The sequence below is a fragment of the Kitasatospora sp. NPDC015121 genome, from assembly GCF_055562955.1.
On record NZ_JBVHEH010000018.1, the window covers coordinates 40,402 to 61,991 of the forward strand.

23 protein-coding genes and 2 pseudogenes are annotated in these 21,590 nt (G+C 71.3%); 10 read left to right on the plus strand and 15 right to left on the minus strand.

The window, feature by feature from the left end; translation table 11 throughout:
* Positions 1-2 precede the first annotated feature (2 nt).
* From ACZ3J7_RS26215 to ACZ3J7_RS26225, 3 genes are all read right to left on the minus strand, one after another.
* On the minus strand, positions 3-1,931 hold the full coding sequence (locus ACZ3J7_RS26215) for a non-ribosomal peptide synthetase (RefSeq protein WP_465625316.1): 1,929 nt from the start codon (positions 1,929-1,931) through the stop codon (positions 3-5).
* Entirely contained in the window at positions 1,928-2,134 is a 207-nt protein-coding gene (locus ACZ3J7_RS26220; protein WP_465625318.1) for an MbtH family protein, read from the minus strand. Before ACZ3J7_RS26220 ends, ACZ3J7_RS26215 begins: the two co-directional genes overlap by 4 nt.
* A 100-nt stretch (positions 2,135-2,234) precedes the next feature.
* A complete protein-coding gene (locus ACZ3J7_RS26225) occupies positions 2,235-2,873 on the minus strand; it encodes a response regulator transcription factor (RefSeq protein WP_465625320.1) in 639 nt (212 codons plus the stop codon).
* Between the two features lie 348 nt (positions 2,874-3,221).
* Here ACZ3J7_RS26225 and ACZ3J7_RS26230 point away from each other — a divergent pair, with 348 nt between their 5' ends.
* The 9 genes from ACZ3J7_RS26230 to ACZ3J7_RS26270 all read left to right on the plus strand — a co-directional run bounded on the left by ACZ3J7_RS26230 (position 3,222) and on the right by ACZ3J7_RS26270 (position 12,757).
* Positions 3,222-3,938 (plus strand): thioesterase II family protein, encoded by a 717-nt coding sequence (locus tag ACZ3J7_RS26230; RefSeq protein WP_465625322.1) that lies wholly within the window; start codon positions 3,222-3,224, stop codon positions 3,936-3,938.
* 23 nt (positions 3,939-3,961) lie between these two features.
* Positions 3,962-5,191, plus strand: a complete 1,230-nt coding sequence (locus tag ACZ3J7_RS26235; protein ID WP_465625324.1) for a cytochrome P450 — start codon at positions 3,962-3,964, stop codon at positions 5,189-5,191.
* Positions 5,192-5,202: 11 nt separating this feature from the next.
* A complete protein-coding gene (locus tag ACZ3J7_RS26240; RefSeq protein WP_465625326.1) occupies positions 5,203-7,071 on the plus strand; it encodes a non-ribosomal peptide synthetase in 1,869 nt (622 codons plus the stop codon).
* Between the two features lie 343 nt (positions 7,072-7,414).
* Positions 7,415-8,272 (plus strand): AfsR/SARP family transcriptional regulator, encoded by an 858-nt coding sequence (locus ACZ3J7_RS26245; protein WP_465625328.1) that lies wholly within the window; start codon positions 7,415-7,417, stop codon positions 8,270-8,272.
* Positions 8,273-8,420: 148 nt separating this feature from the next.
* Entirely contained in the window at positions 8,421-8,999 is a 579-nt protein-coding gene (locus ACZ3J7_RS26250) for a helix-turn-helix domain-containing protein (RefSeq protein ID WP_465625330.1), read from the plus strand.
* Positions 8,996-10,378 carry an MFS transporter gene (locus ACZ3J7_RS26255; protein ID WP_465625332.1) on the plus strand — a complete coding sequence of 461 codons (1,383 nt, stop codon included), beginning with the start codon at positions 8,996-8,998 and terminating at the stop codon, positions 10,376-10,378. Before ACZ3J7_RS26250 ends, ACZ3J7_RS26255 begins: the two co-directional genes overlap by 4 nt.
* A gap of 554 nt (positions 10,379-10,932) precedes the next feature.
* Positions 10,933-11,211: a hypothetical protein gene (locus ACZ3J7_RS26260; RefSeq protein ID WP_465625334.1), complete on the plus strand. Its 279-nt coding sequence runs from the start codon at positions 10,933-10,935 to the stop codon at positions 11,209-11,211.
* Positions 11,212-11,868 (plus strand): hypothetical protein, encoded by a 657-nt coding sequence (locus ACZ3J7_RS26265; RefSeq protein ID WP_465625335.1) that lies wholly within the window; start codon positions 11,212-11,214, stop codon positions 11,866-11,868.
* Positions 11,869-12,445: 577 nt separating this feature from the next.
* Positions 12,446-12,757: a hypothetical protein gene (locus ACZ3J7_RS26270; protein ID WP_465625337.1), complete on the plus strand. Its 312-nt coding sequence runs from the start codon at positions 12,446-12,448 to the stop codon at positions 12,755-12,757.
* 44 nt (positions 12,758-12,801) lie between these two features.
* Here the strand turns inward: ACZ3J7_RS26270 and ACZ3J7_RS26275 are convergent, their stop codons facing one another.
* The 12 genes and pseudogenes from ACZ3J7_RS26275 to ACZ3J7_RS26330 all read right to left on the minus strand — a co-directional run bounded on the left by ACZ3J7_RS26275 (position 12,802) and on the right by ACZ3J7_RS26330 (position 20,511).
* Positions 12,802-12,924: a hypothetical protein gene (locus ACZ3J7_RS26275; protein ID WP_465625508.1), complete on the minus strand. Its 123-nt coding sequence runs from the start codon at positions 12,922-12,924 to the stop codon at positions 12,802-12,804.
* Between the two features lie 33 nt (positions 12,925-12,957).
* Positions 12,958-13,026: pseudogene (locus ACZ3J7_RS26280) on the minus strand (hypothetical protein); the annotation flags it as partial.
* Positions 13,027-13,097: 71 nt separating this feature from the next.
* Positions 13,098-13,697 (minus strand): annotated as a pseudogene (locus ACZ3J7_RS26285) (IS5 family transposase); the annotation flags it as partial.
* Positions 13,698-13,754: 57 nt separating this feature from the next.
* Positions 13,755-14,105: a hypothetical protein gene (locus ACZ3J7_RS26290; RefSeq protein ID WP_465625339.1), complete on the minus strand. Its 351-nt coding sequence runs from the start codon at positions 14,103-14,105 to the stop codon at positions 13,755-13,757.
* Positions 14,106-14,137: 32 nt separating this feature from the next.
* A complete protein-coding gene (locus ACZ3J7_RS26295; RefSeq protein WP_465625341.1) occupies positions 14,138-14,530 on the minus strand; it encodes a hypothetical protein in 393 nt (130 codons plus the stop codon).
* Positions 14,531-14,609: 79 nt separating this feature from the next.
* Entirely contained in the window at positions 14,610-16,322 is a 1,713-nt protein-coding gene (locus ACZ3J7_RS26300) for a relaxase/mobilization nuclease domain-containing protein (RefSeq protein WP_465625342.1), read from the minus strand.
* A complete protein-coding gene (locus ACZ3J7_RS26305) occupies positions 16,319-16,759 on the minus strand; it encodes a MobC family plasmid mobilization relaxosome protein (protein ID WP_465625344.1) in 441 nt (146 codons plus the stop codon). The genes ACZ3J7_RS26300 and ACZ3J7_RS26305 overlap by 4 nt, the downstream gene beginning before the upstream one ends.
* Before the next feature lie 179 nt (positions 16,760-16,938).
* Positions 16,939-17,163, minus strand: coding sequence for a hypothetical protein (locus tag ACZ3J7_RS26310; RefSeq protein ID WP_465625345.1), 225 nt, complete (start codon positions 17,161-17,163; stop codon positions 16,939-16,941).
* Between the two features lie 85 nt (positions 17,164-17,248).
* Entirely contained in the window at positions 17,249-18,097 is an 849-nt protein-coding gene (locus tag ACZ3J7_RS26315) for a DUF2637 domain-containing protein (RefSeq protein ID WP_465625347.1), read from the minus strand.
* Positions 18,094-18,651 carry a WhiB family transcriptional regulator gene (locus tag ACZ3J7_RS26320; RefSeq protein ID WP_465625348.1) on the minus strand — a complete coding sequence of 186 codons (558 nt, stop codon included), beginning with the start codon at positions 18,649-18,651 and terminating at the stop codon, positions 18,094-18,096. Before ACZ3J7_RS26320 ends, ACZ3J7_RS26315 begins: the two co-directional genes overlap by 4 nt.
* Positions 18,652-18,754: 103 nt before the next feature.
* A complete protein-coding gene (locus ACZ3J7_RS26325; RefSeq protein WP_465625350.1) occupies positions 18,755-19,462 on the minus strand; it encodes an ATP-binding protein in 708 nt (235 codons plus the stop codon).
* Positions 19,462-20,511 (minus strand): hypothetical protein, encoded by a 1,050-nt coding sequence (locus ACZ3J7_RS26330; protein WP_465625352.1) that lies wholly within the window; start codon positions 20,509-20,511, stop codon positions 19,462-19,464. The genes ACZ3J7_RS26325 and ACZ3J7_RS26330 overlap by 1 nt, the downstream gene beginning before the upstream one ends.
* A gap of 499 nt (positions 20,512-21,010) precedes the next feature.
* On the opposite strand from ACZ3J7_RS26330, the gene ACZ3J7_RS26335 reads away from it, so the two are divergent.
* Positions 21,011-21,460, plus strand: a complete 450-nt coding sequence (locus ACZ3J7_RS26335; protein WP_465625354.1) for a helix-turn-helix domain-containing protein — start codon at positions 21,011-21,013, stop codon at positions 21,458-21,460.
* The last annotated feature ends 130 nt before the right edge of the window (positions 21,461-21,590 follow it).

A 21,590-nucleotide genomic window follows, 5' to 3' on the forward strand; every position in this document is an offset into this window, starting at 1 on the left:
GGTCACCTGGTCCCATCGAGTAGGCGGTTGATGTCTTCCGGAACCACGGTCGGGTCCGGGTACGGATTCGGCTTCGGGGCGGTGGCGGACCCGGCCCCTCCGGCGGACCGGGCCAGCGCCAGGTCCCGCACCGTCGGGCTCGTCAGCACGCTCTGGGCACTCACCGGCATCCCCAGCGCGCGGAGTCTCGCCACGACCGACATCGCACTCAGCGAGTCGCCGCCCAGTTCTAGGAAGTTGTCCCGACGCCCCACCCGTGCGACGTTCAGGACCTCGGCGAACGCGTCGGCGATCGCCGCCTCCTCGCGGTTCGCGGGCGCGGCGTACGGTGGCCGCCCGGCCGGCTCCGGAGGGGGCAGGGCCCCGCGGTCGACCTTGCCGTTCGGAGTCAGCGGGAGTTCGGCCAGGACGACCACCGCGTGGGGCAGCATGTAGCCCGGCAGCGTCCGGGCCAGCCGGGCACGGATCTCCACCGGATCGAGCGCGCCGTGTTCCTCGCCGACTACGTACGCCGTCAACTTCGCCGCACCGCCGATCCCGTCCCCGGCCGTGGTCACCACGATCGCGTCGGCGATGTCCGGCTCGGAGCACAGCCTCGAACGGATCTCGCCGAGTTCGACCCGGTGACCCCGGATCTTGGCCTGGTCGTCGACCCGTCCGAGGAACTGCGCGCCGCCTCCGGGCAGCGGCCGCACCAGATCACCGGTGCGGTACATCCGGGCACCGGGCACCGGGGAGAACGGATCCGGCAGGTAGGCCCGCGCGGTCAGCGCCGGCCGGTCCAGGTAACCGCGCCCCACCCCGACACCGCCCAGGTACGCTTCGCCGACGGCGTCTCCGGTGACCGGGCGCAGGTCGTCGTCGAGGACGTACATCGTCGAGTCCCGGATGGGGGTCCCGACGTTCGGCGGTCCGGACAGCGGTCCGGAAGGGCAGATCCAGCCGGTCGACCACACCGATACCTCGGTGGCGCCGTACTCGTTGGACAGCAGCGCCTGCGGCAGGGTCCGGCGGTGCCGCTCGTGCAGGTCACCCGGCCACTCCTCGCCGGCCAGTACGCACAGCCGCAGGCTCCCCAACAGGTCGGGATCGCCGCGCACCAGCAACTGGTACAGCGAGGGCACGCACAGCAGGTGCGATATCCGGTGCTCGGCGACGTAGCGGGCGAGCCGGGTGGGGTCGCCCTGCGTTGCGGCTGGCGGAACCAGCAGGTGGCCGCCGCAGCCCAGGGTCCAGAAGATGCCGGCGACGGAGCTGTCGAAGGCCAGCGAGGAGAGCATCAGGTAGCGGTCCGGGTCCTCTGGGTAGACGCCCTTGCGCGCCACGGTCGAATTGACGACACCGCGGTGCGTGGTCATCACGCCCTTGGGACGGCCGGTCGAGCCGGAGGTGTAGATGACGTACGCCAGGTTGTCCGGCCGGGTCCCCACGTCCGGCCGGGGCAGGGACGGCCCCACGACGTCCTCGTCCCACCCGTCCAGGGTGAGGATCCGCGCCGCGGAGGGAGGCAACTCCCCCATCAGGACGGCCTGGGTGAGGACAAGGGGTGCCCTGGCGTCCGACAACAGCTGTGCAATGCGGTCGGCGGGGTAGTCGGGATCCACCGGTACGTACGTCCCGCCGGCCTTGAGTACCGCGAGCAGGGCGACGAAGGACTCGGGGGAACGGTGGGTCACCACCGCGACGGGCGTCTCCACCGAGACCCCGTCGGCCGCCAGCCGGTGCGCGAGGCGGTCGGCAGCCTGGTCGAGCTCGCGGTAGGACAGGCACCGGTCGCCCACGGTGACCGCGGGGCGGTCGGGTGCCACCGCCGCCTGCTGCTCGACCAGTTGGTGGAGCAGCAGGTGCTGCCCCTCACCCCAGCCGCGCTCCGGAGCGGTCCGACCTGTTGACGGCCGGTCCCCGGGGGCGGCGTCCGCAGGGGGTTTCACCGGGCTCCGTCCGCGGCCATGGCGGCCCGCAGGCTGGCCGGCCGCATGTCGGTCCACACGTGTTCGACGTACGCCAGGCACGCCTCCTTGGTGCCGGGGGCGCCGACGGCGCGCCAGCCACCCGGCAGCGGGAGGTGCAGCGGCCAGACGGAGTACTGCTCCTCGTCGTTGACCACGGTGGTGTAGGTGTGCGCATCGTTCATGACGTGCTCTCCTCGGTTCTGTCGGTTCTGCCGGAGTGGGTGCGGCGGGCCGGGCGGGATCGGTCGGCGGGTCCCGGGAGGCACCGGCCCGGCGCGGCGGTCAGCTGACTCTCACCAGTCCCAGCCGGGTCGCCTTGGCTACGGCCTGCGCGCGGCTGTCGGCGCCGATGCGCAGGTAGAGCCGGCGCAGGTGGCGCTCCACCGTGCGGGTCGCCTGGTGGCGGCGGCGCGCCATACGCTGGACGGTGGCCCCGTCCGCCAGGTCCTGCAGGAGGGTCCGCTCGGAGTCGTCGAGCGTGATCGCGTGCCCGTCCGGCCCCGTCGGCGCCGGCCCGACCAACTCGTAGAGGACCCGGGCGGGCAACAGGGCCGTGCCGCGCCGGGCCAGGTGCGCTGCGATGAGCACGTCGTGCGGATCGCTGGAGCGGTCCAGCACGACGTTGGCCCCGCGCCGCAGCGCGGCGGGGCCGAGGTCGGTGGCCATCCCGGAGAGCAGGGCCACGACGACGAGCCTGGGATTCGCCTCGAAGAGGCTTTCCAGGCCGCCCAGTTCGGAGGGGGCCTCGATGGTGAGCAGGACGACCCCGTCGTGCCGTGCGGCCCACTCCGCAGGGTCGGGAGGGAAGGCGACCGTGAAGCCGACCGCCGCCCCCGCCCGCGCCAGCCGCTCGCGGACCTCGGGCTCGGGATCGATGATGGCCACGTGGGAGCCGGTGGCGGCAGCGGGTGCGGCGGACACGGTCACCTTCCTCTGGTGCACGGAACGGACGCGGGATGCGCGCGGGCTCGGTGAGTACTCGGAAGCAGTGGATCCCGCACGGATCCCGTACGGGCCCCGGATCGGCTTGATGGAGAGCCTCCTGTTGTGCGATACCAGTCGGCTTTCGTTTCACTATCAGGACCGCCAACGGGACCCGGCGTGGTCGAAGGCCGGCCGGCAAGGCCCTGGGCCCCTCGGTCGGCACCGCTGTCAAGAAGGCCCTGCCCGGTTGTCGGGATACCGACAGCCCTTTCGATGAAAGAGGTGAACACGCCTGGGAACCAGCAGACTTGGGCCGGACGCCGAACACGAGAGAGTGGAGCGCGCATGCGTCCCATGCCCCTGATCTGCCTTCCTTTCGCCGGTGCGGGAGCCTCCGTCTACCGGCTCTGGGCGCCGTTGTCCGACGGCGCGCTCGACGTCGTGCCGGTGCAACTCGCTGGCCGGGAGGACCGCATCGACGAGGAGCCGTACCGCGAGGTCGGGAAGGCGGTCGACGCGGCCCTCCCGGACGTCCTGGCCCGGCTGGACGGTCGTGATGAGGCCGCCCTCTTCGGCCACAGCATGGGCGCGGTGCTCGCCTACGAGCTGGCCCACGCACTGGTGTCCCGGGCCGGTGTGCGGATCGCCCTGTTGGTGGCCAGCGGGTCCCATGGTCCGTGGAACACCAGAGCCGACCGGGTGTCCGGGTTGACAGACGAGGAGTTCCTGCGCAGCCTGCGCCGGTTCGCCGGCTACCACCCGCCCGCCCTGGAGGACCCGGACTTCCGGGCGATGATGCTGCCGGTGCTGCGGGCGGACGCGGAGATGCACGAGGGCTACGTGCCCTCCTCGGACCTTCCGCTCCCCGCTCCCGTCCTGACCGTACGCGGTCGCGAAGACGAGGTGGTCAGCGCCGCCGAGACCGGGCAGTGGAGCCGCGCCAGCACGCACCCGCTGCGGTCCGCCGAATTCCCGGGCGGCCACATGTACCTGACAGAGTCCCCGGAACCACTCGTGCGACTGATCGTCGACGCGGTGGACCGGTCCGCCGATGCCGGGTGACGGCACAACACAGGGAGTCCGCCATGAAGCCCACCACCGCACGGCTGGGGCACGACATCGATCTCAGCGACCCGGTGCAGCACGCGGAACACGATCTCCGCCCGTTCTGGCGCGCGCTCCGCCGCGAGGCACCCGTCGCGTGGCACCCGCTGGGCGAGGCGCCGGGGGGCTTCTGGGTGGTCAGCACGCACCGCGCCGCCACCGAAGTGTACCGGGACGGCGACAGGTTCACCTCCCGGCGGGGCAATGTCCTCGCCACCCTGCTCGACGGCGGTGACTCCGCGGGCGGGTTGATGCTCGCGGTGTCCGATGGCCCGCGCCACCAGGAGATCCGCCGGGAGCTGCTGCGCTCCTTCTCCCACACGGCACTCGCCCCGATCCGGGAACGCACCACGGCCGCCGTTCGGTCGCTGGTCGGGCGGGCGGTCGCGGCGGAGACCTGCGACTTCGCTTCCGAGGTGGCCGCCCGGATCCCCCTCGCGGCGATCTGCGACCTCCTCGAAGTCCCGGAGGAACGGCGCGACTTCGTCTACGGCCACGCGAGCAGGGCACTGGCTGCGGACGCCCCCGGAGCGGACGACGAGGACGCCAAACTCGCCCGCAGCGAGATCCTGCTGTTCTTCGCGCAACTCGTCCGAGGCCGTCGGACCGCTTCGTCGAAGGACACCGTCCTCGGCAGCCTCCTCCACATGACCGGGCCCCCGTTGCGACTGACGATGGAGGAGCTCTTGTTCAACTGCTACAGCCTGCTGCTCGGCGGCGACGAGACCACCCGGCTCACCATGATCGGAGCGGTGCGCGAGTTCGCCGCCGACCCGGCCGCGTGGCGTCGCCTGCGCGAGGGCGAGGTGACGGTCGGGACGGCCGTCGACGAACTGCTCCGGTGGACCACGCCGGCCATGCACGGGGGACGCACCGCGACCCGCGACACCTTCCTGGAGGGCCGACGGATCGCGGCCGGCGACCTCGTGGTGGTCTGGAACAGCTCGGCGAACTTCGACGAGGCCCAGTTCACCGAGCCGGACCGGCTCGATCTCGGCCGCACGCCCAACCGCCACCTGTCCTTCGCCCACGGACCGCACTACTGCCTCGGCGTGGGTCTCGCCAAGATCGAGCTCACCGCCCTCCTGGAGGCACTGGTCGAGCAGGTCGACGACATCACGCTCGCGGGCGAGCCGAAGCGCATCTACTCCAACTTCCTGTCCGGGTACCACAGCCTTCCGGTGCGCCTGTCCGGGCGCACCGGAGCCTGAAGGGGCCGACGATGACACCTACCGACCAGTCGACCACCGCCTTCCTCGTCCATGAGCGCTTCGCCGCCCACGCGGCGTCCGCGCCCGACCGGGTGGCCATCGAGGACGCGCGATACGTCCTGACCTACGGTCAGGTCCTGCGATGGGCCGAGGACGTAGCCGCCCGGCTGCACCGCGCCGGGGCCCGGAGCGAGGACGTCATCGGCCTCCACCTCGACCGCTCCGCCGAGGCCGTCGTCGCGATGCTCGGAGTGCTGCTCTCCGGGGCGGCGTTCGTCTCGCTGCCGCCCGCCCACCCGGTCGACCGACTGCGGTTCATGGCGCGCGACGCACGGGTGCGGCTCGTGGTCGCCGGCGAGGGCCTCCCGCCGGGGGACCTGGCGGAGGACGTGACCGTCCTGCCGGTCGGCTCCCCGTCCGCAGAGCGGGGTGCCGTACCGGCGCTGCCCGCCGTGCACCCGGCCAACGCCGCGTACGTCATCTACACCTCCGGCAGCACGGGCCTTCCCAAGGGCGTGGTGGTCAGCCACGCCAATGTCGCCAACCTGGTCTCCACCGCCCAGCGGTACGTCCGCTTCTCCGCCCGCGAGACCGTCCTCCAACTGTCCCCGCTCGCCTTCGACCCCTCGGCCCTGGAGATATGGGGTGCGCTGGCCCACGGAGGCCGACTCGTCGTGGCCGCGCCCTCATACGGCGCGATCGACGAGCTTCCGAAGGTTCTCGCCGAGAAACGGGTCACCACGCTGGTGCTCACCCCTCCGCTGTTCCATCCGTTGATCGAGCGCCGCCCCGAGGCCCTGGACGGGGTCCGCCAGCTGATCGTCGGCGGGGACGTGCTCTCCGCGGCCCGCTCGCGAACCTTCACCGACCGGGTGCCCGGCCCCGGCGGAGCACCGCGACTCATGGTCAACGCGTACGGCCCGACCGAGGCGACCACCATGGTCTCCGCGCAGCCGATGGGCCGGGTGCCCGCCGACGCGGAGAGGGTTCCGATCGGCCTGCCGATCGAAGGCGCTCGAATCCGGCTGCTGGACGACGAGCTGCGCCCCGTCCCCGCGGGCGGGACCGGACAGATCTACCTCGGGGGCGCACCGGTCGCCCGGGGCTACCTCCACCGGCCCGGACTCACCGCCGAACGGTTCATCCCGGACCCGGCCGCCGGAGTTCCGGGCGCCCGGATGTACGCGACCGGCGACAAGGGGGTCCTCGACGAGTTCGGGCGCCTCGTGTTCGCCGGGCGCCTCGACGAGCAGGTGAAGCTCCGTGGGCACCGCGTCGAGCTGAACGAGATCGACCACGTCCTGCGAGGGCATCCGGAAGTCCGTGACGCTGCTGCTGTCGTCGCGGATCGTGGCGGTCCGCACGAACGCCTGATCGCCTACGTCGTCCCTGCGGAGCCCCGGCCAGGGGAGGGCTCCCGGCCGGCCCGAACCCGCGAACTCCTGTCCTCGCTCGCCGCGCACGCGGCGGGGAAGCTGCCCGCGTACATGAACCCGAGCGGTTACGAAGTGTGCGGCAAGTTGCCGCTGACTCAGTCGGGGAAGGTCGACCGCCGGGCCCTTGCGGCGTCCACCCCGTCCCTCGTGGCCGGCGCCGGAGGACAGGGCGGGGCGGGCGGTTCCCCCGACGCCACCGCAGGACCGGGCGACATCGAACCCGTGCTCACGGAGATCTGGCGGTCGAACCTCGGCGTCGAGCAGGTCGACCCCGACGAGGACTTCTCCGCGCTCGGCGGCACGTCGATCCTGGCCATCGGCATCGTGGCCGACGCACAGGAGCGCGGCCTTCCGTTGACCCTGGTCATGCTGTTCCGCAACCCGACCGTGCGGCGTGCGGCCGGGGCCCTCGCGGCAGCGGGGGCATCCACCTCGCACCGTTGAGCCGTGCCGGTCGGGATTCCATGATCGATATGCTGCTGCCGCCCGGACGGCCCTCCGGCTCCTCGCCCATTACGGTCGATTTGACGTCTATCTGGTCAAAGTAATCGGAATGCCAAGTCCGGTTGCACACCATCGGTTCCTCGCCTAGCATTGAATTCTGCGCCAAAAGCGCGAATGGTGCTTTATTTCATTGTGCCATTTCATGGAGGGGGGGCTTGGTCTTGGCGGCATTTCCCCGGGTGCCGTACTGCCCTCCCTGTAGGGGTTTCCGGTGGCGCCATGACTGCGGGTTGGGCTGAAGTCGCCCACTCCCGGCTTCTCTGCCTACAGGTGTGGGGGAACAGTGCTCAGGTTCGGCTTGCTCGGTCCGCTTGAGATCGCCTCTGAGGGCGGGACGGTGCCCATCACGCCGCCCCGCCAGAAAATCGTCCTGTCGGTTCTCCTACTGGAGGCCAACCAACCCATATCGTATGACCGCCTGGTGGAGGCGGTCTGGGGTGACTGGCCCCCCTCGACGGCCCGGACCCAGATCCACTTCTGCATTTCGATGCTGCGCAGGTCGTTTGACGCCGTGGGTGCGCCTCTTCTCATCGAGACTTCGGCTCCCGGGTACCGCGTGCGAGCGGGTGAGGACCAGCTCGACTTGTACGTGTTCGAGAATCTGGTGCGGCGCGCGCAGGCCGCCGGAGGGAGCGGGCGCCCCTGGGAGGCGTCGGACCTCTTGGGAAAGGCCCTCGCGTTATGGCGTGGCCAGGCGCTCGCGGACGTAGACAGCAGCCTGGTGCAATCTTTCTCCTCGCGGTTGAACGAGCGTCGGGTCGTCGTGGCCGAGGAGCGTATCGCATATGACCTGGAACTAAACCGGCATGCGCATCTCATAGACGAGCTCATGGGTCTGACGGCGGAGTTCCCGATGCGTGAGCGCCTGCAGGCCCAGCTCATGGCCGCGCTGCACGGAAGCGGTCGGAGGTCGGCCGCGCTCGAGGTCTACCGGAGGATTCGCAGGCAGTTTGTTGCCGAGCTCGGGATCGAGCCGGGAAAAGAGCTTCAGGACCTCCATCAGGAGATCTTGAAGAATGAGTCCTTCCCCATCCCCCCGGTGCGGTGCTCCGGGGAGCGGCGCCCCGTGGTCCGTGACGCCCGCGCCCTGAAGCGCAGACTGCCGGGCCGGTCGTGCCACCCCCGGCCTCCGGGCGAGTGAGGCGCCGCCCGTCGGCGCCGCCGTCGTCCGGACCGGGCCCGTCGTGCGGGTCGGGCCCGTCGGCCGGTCGGCGGCCCACCCCCGCCGATCAAAGGACAAGAGTTATTGTGCGATTGACGTTGTGCAATCGTTCCTCTATGTTCTTCGCATGGCAGACAACCTCGTACGCCAAGTCTCCGACACGCGCGTCCTGGCCGCGCTGACCCACCCGCTCCGTCGTCGGCTCCTGGACCTCCTGAAGGTGGACGGCCCCGCGACCGTGGGGCTACTCGCGGAACGCAGCGGTGAGGCCGTCGGCAATGTCAGTCACCACATGCGAGTTCTGGCCGAATCCCTCCTCATCGAGCAGGTGCCCGAGCTCGCGCGGGACCGACGTGAACGCTGGTGGCGCCTCACCTCCTCCGAAGTCCGTTGGGCGCGGGCCGACTTCGAAGCCAGTCCGGCGGCCGAGGCGATCGCCGACGCGGCCGGATCGCTCATGCTCGACCGTCAGACGGAGTGCGTTCGTACGTGGTCCGGCCGTCGCTCGAACTATCCGCAGGAGTGGCGGGACGGCTGTTCGGTCTCCACTGAGGCCTGGCTGCGGCTCACGCCGTCCGAAGCGCGCGAACTCGGCGCGCAACTGGTCGCCTTGCTCGAATCCTGGTCGGCCCGACCGGTCCCGGACGACGGGCAGGTGCGCGAGCCGGTACTGGTCTTCGGCCACGCCGTGCCGGCCATGCCATGACCACGCGCGTCAACGAGCCGAACCGCGGATCCGACGCCGAGGCGCGCGCGGACCGTTCGGCCGGAGCCGCTGCCGGATCCCGCTGGGGGCTGCTGGCGGACCGGAGCTTCCGCCTCCTGTGGGCGGGGCAGACGATCAGTAAGGCCGGCAGCAGCATCACGACTGTCGCCCTGCCCCTGGTGGCCGTCGTCGAGCTCGATGCCGGACCCCTGACGGTCGGTCTCCTGACGGCTGCGATCTGGCTGCCGTGGCTGGTGCTGGGCCTGCCCGCGGGAGTGTGGGTGGGGAGGGTGCCCCGGCGGCCCCTGATGGTCATGTGCGACGTGGCCATGGCGGGGTTGTTCGCCACGGTTCCCGTCGCGGCGTGGCTGCATGCCCTGACCCTGGCGCACCTGATGGTGGTCGCCGTGCTGTCCGGCATCGCCTCGGTCTTCTTCAGCGCCGCGTACCAGGTCTACCTGCCCGAGCTCGTCCCTTCTCGTGACCTCATCGAGGCCAACGCCAAACTCCAGGGCAGTGCCTCCATCGCCCAGGTCGCCGGCCCCGGCGCGGGCGGCCTGGCCGCTCAGGCGTTCGGGGCGGTTTCGGGCCTGCTGGCCAACGCCGTGACGTTCGTCGTCTCCGCGGTCACCCTGCTCCTCATTCGTCGGCACCGGCCTTCTGATCCCCGAGCCGGCGGTCAGTCCTCCACATACGGTGCAGACGGCTCCGTACCCGGGGCCCGTAGCCTCCTCGGCGACATCGGGGACGGGTTCCGGTTCATCATCCAGGACCCGTACCTTCGTGTGATCACGGCCTTCGGCGCCACCGCGAACCTCGCCCTGACCGCCTACCAGTCCATCGTGGTGCTCTACCTCGTCCGCGAACTGCACGTCGGAGCCGGCCTGGTGGGCCCACTGGCCGCCGTGGGCGCGATCGGCGGCGTCCTGGGTGCGGCTGCTGCCCGCCCGCTGTGCCGCCGCCTCGGTACCGCGCGCGGCGCGGTAGCGGTGCAACTGGCCGCGACCCCTTTCGCGTTCTTGATCCCCCTTGCCTTCCCGGGACCCGGTGTCGCCCTCTTTGCCCTGGGATCCACGGTCCTGGTCGCGGGCGTGGTCGCGGGGAACGTGGTCTTCGCGAGTTTCCGTCAGACCTACGCCCCGCCCGAGATGCTCAGCCGCATGATCACCTTCGCCATGACGATCAACCACAGCAGCATCCCGCTGGGAGGGCTGCTGGGCGGCACCCTGGGCACGTTGATCGGCCTGCGCGCCACCCTCTGGACGACCGCAGCCATGCTGGTGGCGGCGTGCGGCATCCTCCTCGTCGGTCCCCTCGTCCGTCGGCGCGACCTGCCCTCCGCACCAGCTGCGGACTCGGGCCCACAAACCGATGCGTGATCGCACCGGCGTCGCCGAGATCCATGACGAGATTCTTCGCTGCCCGGACCGTCCGGGAAGCGGTCGCAGGTGCGGTCGTGCCCAGCGCTGGACCTGTCGCTGATCGGTGTGGACTCCACGACCATTCAGCTGGGGGGAGGAGGCACGCCGGGTCGTCCGCGCGTCTGACCCGGATGTGACGGTGGCGCTGACCGCGCACCGGCAGGAACCTCCGGATGGGGACCCCTACTCGCAGCAGCGCGAGCGGGGGCTGCTGGGCAGTCTCTCGACCACTGGACGATCGGCGTCCAGCTCACCTGCCTGACCGGTGCCGACTGGGGCCGGCGCAGGCTCACTGTCCGCGCACCCCGGCTGATCGTCGGCCAACTTGTGGCCCGTACCACGTTCGTGCGGTGCGAGCCCGAGCCCCCGGCGCCCCGACGGCTGCTGACGAAGCGAGCCCCCTGGGGCCGGAGGCCTCCGACAACACCCCGGTACATCAGCGCCGTCCCCTTGCCGCGGAGCACCTGCGGCTGCTCAATGCCGCGCCCGGTGCCGAGGACTAGCTGTACACCGTGTTCTCCACCGACGTCGGGACGGAGGTGGTGCCCTGCAAGGAGTTGGAGCGACGTGCGGCCCGCGGCTGGCGAGGTGTCCTGCTCGTCGGCTCCGCCGACCTGCCCGCGGCACTGATCGAGCCCTGGTCCGAGGCGATCGGCCAGCGTCCCGAGGAGCCCTCCGCTGTGTGGCGGGAGCGGATGCGTGAACCTGATGACCCGCTGTTCGGCGAGCGACTCAGTCTCGAAGCCGGAGTCGAGCGCGCCACCTGGCTGGTTTCCAGGGACAGGCCCTGAATGCGGGAGTTCAACCTGCGGCTGCTCGCGGTGGCCCGCGGCGTGCCCGACCTGCTCACTCCGGATTCCGGGTACGACCGGGCCGGGCGCTCGCGCAGCCTTTCCCGCGCGGTGTGGTGGGGACTCCTCGCCCACGGCCAGGACTTGGACCTCGAACCGTTCGAAGCACCCGACACCGGCACCTGGAAGTGCAGCGGGAGCGGCATCCCGCTGGCGGTCCTCGCCCAGGTCCAGGTCTACGCGGTCAACGCCGACCCCCGATGCCAGGGCAAGGGGCACTCGCCGTTCTGCTTCCACGTCCCCGAACGCGGTGTCGCCGGAGATGACGACCTGCTCACCGTCGCGGACCTGCTCGGCGGCACGAAGTTCGACTGGTGCAGCAAGTGCTGGGGCTACGCGATCCGCCGCCTGACGGACACCCAGCTCGCCCACCACCGCACAGCCCACCGGCTCCACGAGATCGCGCAGCAGCTGGACCCCGACCGTGGCGGATACGACCCCGGCCAGCGCGGGCAGCTGGTGGAACAGCTCTTGCAACTCGAGAAGTGGGAGCCCGACGCCGACGACCACTCCTACAGCGAGGACTCCCGCCGGTGGCACCAGATCGTCCGAGTGCTGTTGCTCCGGGCCCGAACCACCCATGCCGGCCAGCCCTGAACCTTCCCTCGACCGACCACCTGACGAGGTCCCCGTGGGCAGCGCACCGGACAGCCCCTGTCACTGCACGCCCTCGGGCCGCAACTGCTCGCCCGGCTCACCGCACCGCTGCGGCAAGCCGGATGGACCCAGGACGAGACCTGGTACGAGGGAGACGAGGAGGGTAAAGAGAGCCCGGCAGGGACCCCATCTGCCTGGAGTTCTCCCGCTCGAACTTCCACATCGCCGTCACCTGGGATCCCACCGGCGCCCCCTCACCGTCGAAGACCAGACCGACGGCTGGGACTGGTGCGAGAGCCTGCCCCCACTGTGCCCGCTCGACGAACCCCTCGACCTCGGCGGGCGCGCCACCCGTGCCGCGAAGGCCGAGGCCGCACGCCGGGTCTTCGCCGAAGCCGGCCTGCTGGACGCCTCCCGTATCCACCTCCCGGAGAACGCCAAGGCACTGCACCGCGACCCGGTCCTGCTGCCGTGGGCGGACACCGTCAATGACGCGATCAGCCGTTAACGGAGCGACAACGGGGATGCGGCGATCGAGGATCTGGGAGGGGAGTCCTCCTGGCGGACCGGGTCCGGAATGTGGACCTACTCGTTGATCGTCGCGGACCCGGTCTCGTCGGCCGCGGCCCGGGGCATCGCCGAGTGGTGCTGGCACCGCGAGAGCGACGTCGAACAGTGGCACTTCAAGATCGACGACCCCGGAATGGCCCGCGCCAGCATCGCCGCCACCCGCGCCGTCCTACCCCATGTCCACTCCGAAAGCATCGACTGGTCGGCCGTACGGCTCGCCCTCACCCAATCCGACGGCCGGGCCCTCGCCGACATCTTCGAAGAAGGCTGGACACCGATCCTCGCCTCCAACCACCGGCAGATCGACCTCTGGCAGTAGGCCGACGACACCCTCGGCTCAGAAAGTGTGGGGTAATTAGTTGGCTACTGATCGTTGAGGTCGTCGGCGAGGCGGCGGGCCGCTTCGGTCTCGATGGGACCGCGTGGTTCGATCTCCTCGCCGGCGAGGCGGGCGGCCATGAGCCGGATCATGGCGACCTTGACCATCGCTTCGGCGTGCGCGGTCTTGCGCTCGTAGTCCCTCGCCAACCGTCTGCACCGTCCCAGCCAGGCAAATGCCCGCTCCACCACCCACCTGCGGGGCAGCACCCGAAGCCTTTCACATCCGCGTTGCGCGGCACCGCCACGATCTCCAGCCCCTCGTGCCCGGCCGCCCAGCCGACCAGGCCGGCGTCGACCACCTTCACGTAGCCGCCGTCCACCCAGACCAGCCCGACCCGCGGAAAAAGCTCCCGGACACCGGTGAGGACCAGTTTCGCGCCCGCCCGGTCCTGCACCGAGGCCGAGTGCACCACCGCCCGCAAAACGAGCCCGCAGGTGTCCACCAGCAGGTGCCGCTCGCGACCCCGGAACCGCTTGCCCGCGTCGTAGCCGATCCCCTGCCCGCCCTGGTGACTGCGGGCCGACTGTGAGTCCAGCACCGCCGCCGAGGGCTGCGAATCCCGCCCGTCCGCCGCGCGCACCATCTCGCACAGCACGTCGTGGACCCGGCCCCAGATCCCGTCCGCACTCCAAGCGCGAAACCAGCGGTAGGCCGCGTCCCACGGCACCAGATCGGGCGGCACCAACCGCCACGCGCATCCGCTGACCAGCACGTACAGCACCGTGTCCACGACCAGCCGACGCGGGAACTTCAACGGCCGACCCGCTCTGCGCGGATCGCGCCGCGGTAGCAGCGGCTCGATCACCGCCCACTGAGCATCCGTCAGAGACGACTCGTAGGACGGCTTGCACGCGCAGACACACATGGCGGCGATCATCGCGGACACCCAGACCGCGACGACCACCGCCAGCGATCACACCACGCAGTCGATCAATTACCCGACACTTTCTGAGGCCTCCTTGCCGCCGTTGGTGGCGTCACCGCGATCGTCGCGGCCGTCTCCCACTCCTACCCGCTGTGCGCCGTCGGCTTGGTCGTCCTCGGCGGCTCTGCCCTCGCCGCGTATCGCGCCGCCCGGGCCGCCGAAGTCCGCACCGACCAGCTCGTCCTCCACCGACTGCGGCAGGATGCCACCCTCGACCAGCACGCCTTGGCCGCCAGCCTCGGCCTGCGCCCGGCCGTCGTCCGGCTCAGCCTCCACCGGCTGTCCCGCAGCGGCAGCCTCCCCCAGCCCGGCGGCCCGGCAGACGCCGGGCACTGACAGCCCGGACAGCGAGAGGGGCACCACCCATCGGTGGTGCCCCTCTCGCTGTATTCCTACTCCAGGTAGATCCCGGCAAAGGTGCCGTCGAACCCGAGGGCGACCTGTCCTTGCTGGAGCGTGGGGTAGGCCGTCCAGTTCGGGTCGCTGGACATCGCGTCGAAGTCCTTGCGGGTGATCTCGGGCTCCAGCCACTGGTGTCCGCAGCGGCAACGGATCCAGACGTGCTGGCGGTGGTTGATCAGCAGCCAGTCGCGCCGAGCCCGGCAGTTGGAGCAGTAGACCGGCATGCCGCGCAGGTCCAGCTCGTGCGGGCACTGCAGGCCACGGATCACGTCCGGTCCGCTGGGTGGCTGCGTCTCGTACTCCAGTTGCAGCAGCGGGTCGCCGGCCGTCGGCTGCGCGGCGGACGCGGCCGGAGTGGTGGCCCCTTCGGTGGTTCTGGGCACGGGTTGCTCTCCGTTCGGACGGTGCGGGTTCTTGCGTGACACCTGCTGGAAGGAGGTGTCGAGGGGTTTCGGGTGCTGGTCAGCGGCGGGGAGCCGGGCGGCGGGGATCGGTGGCCGGCCGAGTCGGCGTCGGCGTTCCGGCGCGGCCGGGTACCGTTTTGGCCGCAGCGGTCTTCGGCTTGGTCGAGCTGCTGGGGAGGGCGGGCAGATTGGCGAGGCGACGGATGCGCCAAACCAGCACGGCGTCGGTGTCGCGGGCGCTCCCCAGTTCGCGGCGGTCGACGGCTTCTTCGAGGAGGGTCTTGGGGTCGTGGCCGGCCTTCTCGGCTTCGGCGAGGGTGGCGGCCAGAGCGTCGAACCGCTCGGCAGTGCTGGTGCGGGTGTCCGGTTCGCCGAGGGCAGTTCGGATGGTGGCTTCGTGGCGGCGGCGTTCGGGTTCGGGCAGTGCCTGGGCCCTCTCGCGCATCGCCCGTAGCGGGGTCGCGGCGCTGTGCCGGTAGGCGGCGCGCAGATGTTCGGCTGCCTGGCGGGAGGCTGCGGCCTGCTGGGCGTGGCCGCGGGCGGAGTGCCAGCGGGCGGCGGCCAGGGTGAGCAGGACGAGGGTGGACAGGACCATGGCGGTGGCGCCGCCGTCCTCCCCTCGTCCAAGCGCCGTTCCGGCGTGGACTATTCCGCGGGCGGCCGAGCGCAGGGCACGGATGTCCGCGTTCTCGGCGCGGACATGGGAGCGGGTGACGCGCTCGAAGGCCCTTGCTGCGTCACGTAGTTGGGCGCGGGTGGCGGCGGGGGAGGTCTGGGCGAGCGCGTCGAGGAGTTCGCCGGCGCCGACGAGCTGGGCTGCGGCTTCGTCGCCGTCTTCGTCGAGGAGCGCGGTGGCGCGCTCGGCGGTGGCGGCGGCGTCCCGGCGGGTGCGGGCGGGAGCGGACTGGTCGGTGCGTGGAGGTGCGGTGCCGGCGGGTGCGTCGGTCAGGCGGCGGCGGATGCGCGGTAGGGAGAGGTCCGGGGCGAGGGTGGATCCGGCGAACCAGATGGGCTCGCTGTCGCGGTTGCGGTCGCCGGGCAGGACGACGTTGTAGCCGAGCACGTCGCCGGAGGGGGCGTGGCGGAGTTTCACGCGGAGGCCGGCCTCGCGCAGCCGGTCGAAGAACTCGGCCTCGTCGGCAGCTCCGGCGACGGCTTGGCGGACGGCTTCGCGCAGGGTTTCGCGCGGGGTCTCGGTGCGGCCGGTGCGTTCGGCCTTCCAGCGCTCGGCGCTGGTGGGGTTCTTGGCGGCGGTGCCGTCGCCGGGGGTGAGTTGGCGCAGGCCGTAGTCTTTTTCGATGCGGCGGGCTTCGGCCTGGGCCTTGCGGCGGTCGAAGGAGAGGCCGGCGAGGCGGCCGTCCTGGCGTACGAGGGTGGCGGCGATGTGGATGTGGTCGCCGGCGTGGCGGACGGCGACCCAGCGGCAGGCGGTGGTGTCGCCGTCGGAGGCGATGCCGGTGGCGTGGACGATGCGGCGGGCGATGTTCGCCCAGTCGTTGTCGTCGAGGTGGCGGTCGCCGGGGTCGGCGCGCACCGAGCAGTGCCAGATGGTGGTGGCGGGGGCGCGGTCGCCGATGGCCTTGACGGGTTGGTCGAGCTGGTTGGCGAGTTGGGCGAGGGTGTGGTGGGGGTTGCGGCCGGGGTCGGGGGCGAAGCCGTTCCAGCTGGCCACGACGTGCTGGTCGGTGTGCTCGTCGTGCTTGCCGGGTCCGAAGAGGTAGCGGATGAGGCCGTAGGTGCCGCCGGTGCCGGTGCGGATCTTGGGGATCACCGGCGGACCATCCAGGCGATGGCGTCGTCGACCGCGGCGATGGAGGCTTCGACGCGCTGCAGGAGCTGCTGGAGGTCGGCGGCCACCTGGCCTCCGGCGTTGAGGAAGTGGGCGACCTGGTTCAAGTTGTTGCCGATTGATCCGAGTTGGCGGTTGGACTCCATGAGTTCCTGGATGCCGCGGCGGTAGTCGGCGACGGCGGCGTTCGGGTCACTGCTCGCGGCGGCGGCCAGGGTCGCGGCGGCGGTGTAGCCGCCGGAGGCGAGGCCGGTCTGCCGGGCGGCGTGCTGGAGGAGGGACCACTCGGGGTCGCTGAAGCGGGGGCAGACGCGGTTGGTGCGCGCGACGGGCTGGCGCAGCCGGCGGCGGGTGGCCGCGCGGACGGCTTCGGCGGTCGGCTCGCCCTGCTGCTCCCCCTCCTCTTTCTTCGTCGGCACCCCCGGGCCGACTCCCCGGTCGGCGGCAGGCACCCCTGGGTCTGCCGCCGACCGGGGTGCTCCCGCCCCCGTGGGGGTGGGCGCGGGGTAAGGACTCCTTACCCCACAACTTGCTCCGCCAGGAGCCCGGTTGGGGTCCCCGGCCGCTCGCGGTGGTGTGGCCTTCGGGGCGGTGCCGGTCATCGGCGCATCTCCGTGTCGCGCTGCTCGACGTCGCGGACGAGGTCCTCGATCCAGTCGAGGGCCAAGACCGGGTGGTGGAGGGTCCAGGGCCGGGAGTGCCGGCCCCGTTGGACGGTGCGGGTGCCGTCGGTGCCGGCCTGGACGTGGTGGAGGTGGCCGTGCTGGTGCAGGACGGTCAGCCAGGCGTCCGCCTCGGTCCAGGTGGCGGGGGTGGTGCGCATGTCGGTGCTCCACTTCGGTGGTGCGGTGGCGGGTGGGTGACCGGCCGGGTGACCTCCTCGGTCAGCCCCGGCCGGTCGGTGTCGGTCAGCTCCGGTCGGCGTCGACGAGCTGGTTCTTGCGCTGCTGTTCGCGGAGCTGGGCCATCAGCTGGGTCAGGGTGTCGCTGGACAGCGGGATCTGCTGACCCCGGATCGCGGTGGCGACCACGGCGCGGGTCAGCTTGTTGTCCGCCTCCGCGACCGCCTGCTTCGCGATCTCCAGCAGTTCCTCGGTGTCCCGGTCAGCCGCCCGGTCAGTGACCGGCAGCGCGGTGACCGGGATGACCGGGCTGGCCGGCGGGCCGGTCACCGGGACGGCCTCGGCCGGACGATCACTGACCGGGTGGGTGGCCGACTGACCGAGTTCGAGGTCACTGGTGGCCACCGGAAGGTTGTCCGCATTGCCACCCGGTTCGGCCGGGTGGCCGGTGCGGTCTGTCCGACCGTCCCGGTCAGCCGGGTCTACCGGTCCGCGGGCGAGGAGGATGTAGAGGTGGACGGCGCCAGCTGAGGCGAGCGGGGCGATGGTGGAGAGCACCGCCACCACCGTGTCGGTCAGCCGCAGGCCGGTAACGGCGTTCTGCTCGTTCATCCTGACCGCGTGCAGGGCGTTGGCCCACAGGCTCGTACCGGTGGCCGCGCCGAAGAGCAGCCACAAGTACGCACGGGCGCGCAGCGGGGCGTCGCGCATCACCAGCAGGGCGCGGATGCTGTAGGCGATGAAGCCGTCGACGATGAGTGGGAAAAGGTAGGTGAGGAGGCCACGGACGTGGACGGCTTCGGCCATCTGCTGGAGGGAGTCGTAGGAGAGGGCGAAGCCGGTGGCTCCGAGGGCGATGACGGCGATGCGGTCCCAGCCGGTGACGTAAGCGGTGGTCGGGGTGGTGGCGCTCATGCGGCCGTCCCGAAGTCGCCCGAGGTCAGGCGGCCGGTGTCGGCGCCGGTGGGGCGGGCGGCCTGCTGGAGTTCGCGGTTGCGGATGGTGCGGCAGATCTTGCGGTAGAGCTTCTGGACGTGGTCTTCGGTGACCTTGAGCAGGTCGGCGATCCGTTCGGCGCTGACACCGTGGCGGTATCCGGCGAGGACGACGGCGTGGCGTTCGGCGGTGGTGAGGTGGATGTCGCGCCCGGCGATGGTGGCGTTGACCCGGCCGTAATCGAGGCGCTTGGCGATCTCCTTGTGCATGGGTGCGCGCTCCTCCTCGGTGAGGCCGCCCCGGATGCCGTCGGTCTCGCCGCCTTCGAGGGCGGCGTCGAGGCAGGCCAGGCGGACGGGGCACTGGCCGCACAGCGACAGGGCGGTGGTGATCTTGCCGATCTCGTCCGGTGCGGGGAAGAACACTTCGGGGTCGACGGGGTTGTACTCGCTGGGGTGGCAGACGGCCTGGTCCTGCCAGGTGTGGTCGCCGAGCGAGCGGTAGCGCTCGGCGGTGGTGGGCGTGGTGCTCATGCGGGGTGCTCCGATCGCTCTCCGCACGCGGGGCGACGTCGGCGGAGAGGTGCGCTGGGTCGGCGAGGGGCGGCGCGCTCGGGGGCGCGGCTGGGATGGTCGTTCAGGCGGCGCGGTGAAGGCGTCTGCGGTCGACCGGTTCGAACTCGACCCGGGTGGTCATCTCGGCGAGGCGGGAGGTGACGCGATCGCCGAGGTACGCCTTGAGATCCCTGATCTGCAGGTTCGTCGTGATGAGGGTCGGGAGCATCGCGTTGTACCGGCGGTTGATCAGCCGGTAGGTCTGCTCTTCGACGAACTCGCTGGTCTTGGCGGCGCCGAGGTCGTCGAGGATCAGCAGCGGCACCCGGCCGTAGGCGGCGAGCACCCGCTCGGCGTCGGTGTCGGAGCCGGGGCGGAGTTCGGCGTAGAGGTCGGCGGCGGTGGTGGCGCGCCAGCGCACGCCGAGGCCGGCCCGCACCAGGACGCGGAGGGCTCCGTAAGCCTGGTGGGTCTTGCCCGCGCCGGTCACCCCGGCCATCAGCAGGCTGGGGCCGGAGGCGACCTGGCGGCGTGCCCCGGTGCTGGGGGCAGTGGCTTGGGCGGCGACCTGTCGGGTCCAGGCCAGGACCAGCGGGTGGTCGGCGACGGCGTCGCGGTAGCGGGGCGGGATCCCGGCGGGCAGCGCGGCCTGCGGCGAGAAGGGCTCCGGTTCGTCGGGGAGGGCGTCGACGGCGGCGTGGTCGATGCCCCGGGCGGCGAGGATCCGGGCCATCCGGTCCAGGACGGAAGGGCTGTCGGCGAGGGTCTGCGGGTCGCGGTGGTGGCGCATCACAGCTCCTCGGCGTAGGCGGTGGCGGCGTCGACCGGGTTGGTCCATGCCTGGTGAGCGGGCAGGTTAGGGCGGAATCCCGGCCGGGCCAAACCAGCGGTGCGCGCGTTCATGGCGTCGTTGACCAGGCTGGGCAGCCGGGACGGGTGGCCCTGGATCTCGGCGAAGCGCCGCAGCCCGGCACGGACGTGTTCGGGGTCGATGCCCTCGGCCAGCAGGCCCTTGACGGTTTTGCCGAGGTGGCCGAGCACGCTGCCCGGTGGGCGCCTGTCACAGGCGGCGACGTACTCGCCGACGAGCTGGCCCACCGAGACGGCCTCCGGCTCGGGCGCCTGGCGCCCCGTAGGGAAAGAAGATCCAGGATCCAAGATCCTAGATCCAGGCGCCGAGGGCTCCCGGACACTTCGGCGAGCCTTCGGAGAGGCTTCGACGAATGCCGTGTGACCTGCACTTCTTCCAGCGGCAGGGACGGCCACGCGCTTCTCGTCGACCGCCGGGGCGGGGGCCGTGCCGCCGCTGGCACCGCCCTGCGGGGACAGCTTCGCGGCGGGTCCGGAAGGAGGGGCGAGGCGGGAGGGAGTGTTCGCCGAGGGTTCGTCGAACAGTCGGGGAGCGGTCGGGTCCGCCTCGGGCGCGGGGGTCGGCACTGCGGCGAGGGCGCTGCGCTGGATGCACGGGCCCTTGCAGACACCGCACCGCTCCGGCTCGCAGTGCGGACACGCGGGCAGCCGGGACAGCGAGGGCTTGTCGATCTTCTGGTGGTTGCGCCAGGTCGGGTAGTGGAAGTACTTCCGCCCGTCGCAGCCCGTGTAGCGGCAGACGGCTCCGACGGCGGCGAGCTGCTGGAGGTGCTCTTCGACGTCGGCGCGGGTGATCTCCTCGCGCATCGGCCACACCAGGCCGTAGACGATCGCGGCGTTGTCGCGGTGGCGGCCGTGGTCGTCGGCGTGGTTGGTCATGCCGAGGAAGGTGACCATCGCGGGGATGGAGACCTCGGCGAGCGTCTCGCTCACCCAGGTCTCGGGTTTGACCGATCGGATGCGCGCCATGTCAGCGGCCCCGAGCGGCGGCGTCGAGCAGGGTGTCGGCCGGCCGGCCGGCCGACCGGAGGTGCCGGCCACAAGAACGTGGTACCGAGCTTTCCGTTTCCATCGTGGGTACGCGCATGAGACACTCCGTGCTTCGTAGGAGCGCGCGCGGTGGTCTCTCGTGCAAGGAAGTCCCGCCGAGCGCGTGGCAGTGAACCGGCCCCCTGGGCGCCGGCCCGGCGTCCAGGAGTTGGTGGCTCCAGGGCGCCGGTCTCGTTTCCGGTGGGCGCGAGCAGCGGCTCTCCGACCGGTCCACCGTGTGTGGTGGGACCAGAACCATAGAGCGCGCGGGGGCATCCATCCACCCCATTGGGCAGCCTGACCAGCAAAGACGGACTTTGGTGTGCCGTCTGCGCGATCAACGTACACTAAAGTCCACGCATTCGGGAGACTAGAGTGCGCCCCCGAGGACCGAGTCGGACTAGAGTGTGTCCATCGCCGCACACCGCCGGAGCACTCCATGACAGCAACCGTCCAGTCGAGACTCAACGAGCTCTTCGCGACCCATCGCCACCCGACCGAAGGGCGTGAATTCACCAACAAGGAGATCGCCGACAGGACGGCGGCCTGGGCGGCGGCCAACGACGGCGCCGGCGTCAGCGCGAGCCTGATCCAGAAGCTCCGCACCGGCGGGAAGACGAATCCGACGGCGACCACCCTGTGGGCCCTCGCCAAGGGCGGCTTCGGCGTCCGCCCCAGCTACCTCCTCGGTGACGACGAGCCCGAAGAGTCGGCCGCACCGGCCGCGCCGGCCGAAGCCGACGACGTGCAAAGGATCATCGACGACGGTCCGGTGGCCAACCTCGCCTTCCGGGCGTCCGGGCTGTCCCAGGAGAGCCTGTCGACCATCTCGCGGATGGTGGAGATCGCCCGGGCCGCAGAAGGGCTGGACAGCGGCCCGGCCAGCTGACGCGGACGCCGCCGGTGATCATCTGAAAACGGTTCAGATAAATTTCCGGTAACACGCTTCATCACCGTAAGTGATTCACGCGCGGCAGCCTCACCGCCTCATCCCGCCGCACGGCAACCCGGCGATCACG

Excerpts from the sequence above, each read along its gene's own strand:
- ACZ3J7_RS26270 (WP_465625337.1), top strand. The coding sequence starts at position 12,446 with ATGTGGACCTACTCGTTGATCGTCGCGGACCCGGTCTCGTCGGCCGCG.
- ACZ3J7_RS26335 (WP_465625354.1), top strand. The coding sequence starts at position 21,011 with ATGACAGCAACCGTCCAGTCGAGACTCAACGAGCTCTTCGCGACCCAT.
- ACZ3J7_RS26330 (WP_465625352.1), bottom strand. The coding sequence starts at position 20,511 with ATGGCGCGCATCCGATCGGTCAAACCCGAGACCTGGGTGAGCGAGACG.
- ACZ3J7_RS26275 (WP_465625508.1), bottom strand. The coding sequence starts at position 12,924 with ATGGTCAAGGTCGCCATGATCCGGCTCATGGCCGCCCGCCTCGCCGGC.
- ACZ3J7_RS26230 (WP_465625322.1), top strand. The coding sequence starts at position 3,222 with ATGCGTCCCATGCCCCTGATCTGCCTTCCTTTCGCCGGTGCGGGAGCC.
- ACZ3J7_RS26255 (WP_465625332.1), top strand. The coding sequence starts at position 8,996 with ATGACCACGCGCGTCAACGAGCCGAACCGCGGATCCGACGCCGAGGCG.
- ACZ3J7_RS26220 (WP_465625318.1), bottom strand. The coding sequence starts at position 2,134 with ATGAACGATGCGCACACCTACACCACCGTGGTCAACGACGAGGAGCAG.
- ACZ3J7_RS26235 (WP_465625324.1), top strand. The coding sequence starts at position 3,962 with ATGAAGCCCACCACCGCACGGCTGGGGCACGACATCGATCTCAGCGAC.
- ACZ3J7_RS26240 (WP_465625326.1), top strand. The coding sequence starts at position 5,203 with ATGACACCTACCGACCAGTCGACCACCGCCTTCCTCGTCCATGAGCGC.
- ACZ3J7_RS26315 (WP_465625347.1), bottom strand. The coding sequence starts at position 18,097 with ATGAGCGCCACCACCCCGACCACCGCTTACGTCACCGGCTGGGACCGC.
- ACZ3J7_RS26265 (WP_465625335.1), top strand. The coding sequence starts at position 11,212 with ATGCGGGAGTTCAACCTGCGGCTGCTCGCGGTGGCCCGCGGCGTGCCC.
- ACZ3J7_RS26250 (WP_465625330.1), top strand. The coding sequence starts at position 8,421 with ATGGCAGACAACCTCGTACGCCAAGTCTCCGACACGCGCGTCCTGGCC.
- ACZ3J7_RS26325 (WP_465625350.1), bottom strand. The coding sequence starts at position 19,462 with ATGCGCCACCACCGCGACCCGCAGACCCTCGCCGACAGCCCTTCCGTC.
- ACZ3J7_RS26310 (WP_465625345.1), bottom strand. The coding sequence starts at position 17,163 with ATGCGCACCACCCCCGCCACCTGGACCGAGGCGGACGCCTGGCTGACC.
- ACZ3J7_RS26320 (WP_465625348.1), bottom strand. The coding sequence starts at position 18,651 with ATGAGCACCACGCCCACCACCGCCGAGCGCTACCGCTCGCTCGGCGAC.